General features: G+C 64.6%; 1 protein-coding gene. It reads right to left on the bottom strand.

Annotation, left to right across the window (positions count from 1 at the left end; all coding sequences use genetic code 11):
- Window positions 1-2,475: condensation domain-containing protein (locus AACY42_RS28230; RefSeq protein WP_339483782.1), on the bottom strand; the 2,475-nt coding region annotated here is incomplete at both ends.

The following is a 2,475-nucleotide window of genomic DNA, read 5'->3' as shown; positions in this document are numbered from 1 at the left end:
TCCAGGTTGATCACTGGCATCGAAGCATCGGCCAACAACCCGACCGTTGCAGCCTGCGCCAACACCGCCGCCGGTGCGCTGTCCTCGAGCATGTAGGCAATCCGATCCAACGGATACGCCGGATCCAGCGGCACATAACCACCGCCGGCCTTGAGAATCGCCAGCAAGCCAACAACCATGTCGATGCCGCGCTCGACGCAGATCGCCACCCGCGAATCGGGCTCTACGCCCTGCTTGCGCAGGTAATGGGCCAGGCGGTTGGCCCGCTCGTTCAGTCCCCCGTAGCTCAGGCGTTGCCCGCCGCGAATCACCGCCACGGCATCCGGGGTACGCTGGACCTGTTCCTCGAACAACCCATGAGTCGTCTGCTGCTGCGGATAGTCAGCCTCGGTGGCGTTGAACGTCACCAGCAGTTGCTCGCGTTCCGCGTCGGGCAAGATCGACAGGCGATACAGCGCCGCCTGTGGCGTCTGTTCCAGTGCCTGCACCAGCGTCTGTAGCGCTGCGTGCATATAAGCGCAGACCCGTTGGGCGCCGATCTGCTGCGCGACCAGCACCGTCAGGTTGAAACCGCTACCCAGGTCATCGACGTTCAAGGTCAGCGGATAATTGGTGCGGTCTTCCCCGTCCAGGACGTGGATGCCACACCATGCTTGCAGTGCCTGTGCCGACGCCTCGCCCGTAGCGCGGTGCCGATAGTTAAGCAAGGCGCTGAACAGCGGCAGCGGCGCCGCCACGCCACTGCAACGCTGGGCCAGCGCGAGCGAGGCATGTTCGTGCCCGAGCAAGGCCGTCAGTTGCCCATGGACCGCCTTGACGCCTGCCTTGACGCCTTGGTCGCCCAGGCTCACGCGCAGCGGCAAGGTATTGATGAACATCCCCAGTGCGCGGTCAGCGCCCTCGCCCGCCTGCATCCGGCCCATCAGGACCGTACCGAACACCACCTCCTGCTTGCCGGACACCTTGGCCAGCACTTGCGCCCACGCCAGATGCACCAGGCTGGCGGCACTCACCCCCAGTTGACGGGCTTGGGCCCGCAGGCGCTGGTCCAGGCCGGCATCCACCGACTGGCTGGTCTCTTCGATATCGCGTCCGCCGCTCTGCACATCCTGCAGGTTGAAGGGCAGCGTCGGCTCGTCGATATCGCCGAGCATGTCGTGAAAGAACGCCTCATGCTCTTCGCAACTCACGCCCAAGCGGGCCTGGGCCACGTAATTTCGATAAGGCACCGCTTCGGCCAGTTGCCCGGCTTCACCCAGCAGGTGCGCTTGCATCTCGTGCTGCACCACGTCCATCGCCGTGTGGTCCAGGGCGATGTGATGGAACAACAGTGTCGCGACCAGGCGATCGTTGGCCTCATCCCTTGCATAAGCCAAGCGCATCAGCGGCGCCTGGGCGACATCGATACGGTGATGGCGCGGGTCGAAACGCTGGCGCAGTTGCCCAACGGTATCACCCGCGGCCGGGTCGAGATCGAGTACTTCGAGGTGCAGCCTGGCTTCGCGCCAGACCACTTGCATAGGCTCGTCAAAACCGTCCCACACAATGCTGGTGCGCAAGATGTCGTGGCGATCAATGACCACCTGCAACGCCTGGACGAACCCGTCGAGACGTTCCTGGCTGTCGAAGGCAAACTGCGATTGAAGCAGATACGGGTCGCCCTGCTCGGTAGCCAGGTGATGGTAGAGAATGCCTTCCTGCAGCGGCGCCAACGGATAAATGTCCTGCACATTGCGCGCACCACCCGGCACCGTCGCCACGAGGCGGTCGAGGGTCGCCTGGGACAGGTTGGCCAGCGGCAGCAGTTCGGGGGTGATGTGTTCGCAGTCCGGCGCAATCAGGTTGGCCGGAACGCTGACCTCCTTCCCGCTGCCGACAGCCGCCGCCAGCGCGGCCAGGGTCGGTTGGCTGAACAGCACGCGCACATCGGCGCTCAAGCCGGCCTGGCGCATCCGCTCGATCAAGCTGACCGCCAGCAGCGAATGCCCGCCCAGTTCGAAGAAATGATCGTGACGGCCCACGCGTTCGACCTTGAGCAAATCTTGCCAGAGCCGCGCCAGGGTGGTTTCGACCTCGCCTTGCGGGGCTTCGTAGCCACGGGTGATCAGCGCGTCGAGGTCCGGTGCTGGCAAGGCCTTGCGGTCGAGCTTGCCGTTGGGGGTCAGCGGCAGCGCATCGAGGCGCACGTAGGCGGCGGGCACCATATACGCTGGCAACTGCGTTTGCAGGTGCGTGCGCAGGGTTTCGATGTCGACGGCTTCGTCCGGCGAGTGTTGGGTGAAATAGGCCACCAGGCGCTTGTCGCCTGGTATGTCTTCGCGGGCCACGACTACGGTTTCTTTCAGCGCTTCGTGGCGGGCGAGCTTGGCTTCGATCTCGCCCAGCTCGATGCGGAAACCACGGATCTTCACCTGGTCGTCGTTGCGGCCCAGGTATTCGATGTTGCCGTCCGGCAGGTAGCGGCCCAGGTCGCCA

Origin of the sequence: Pseudomonas sp. RL_5y_Pfl2_73 (genome assembly GCF_963970515.1) — a bacterium.
Lineage (GTDB): Bacteria > Pseudomonadota > Gammaproteobacteria > Pseudomonadales > Pseudomonadaceae > Aquipseudomonas.
The sequence above is the reverse complement of the archived record's forward strand: the minus strand, read 5'-3'. Positions and strand labels throughout refer to the sequence as shown.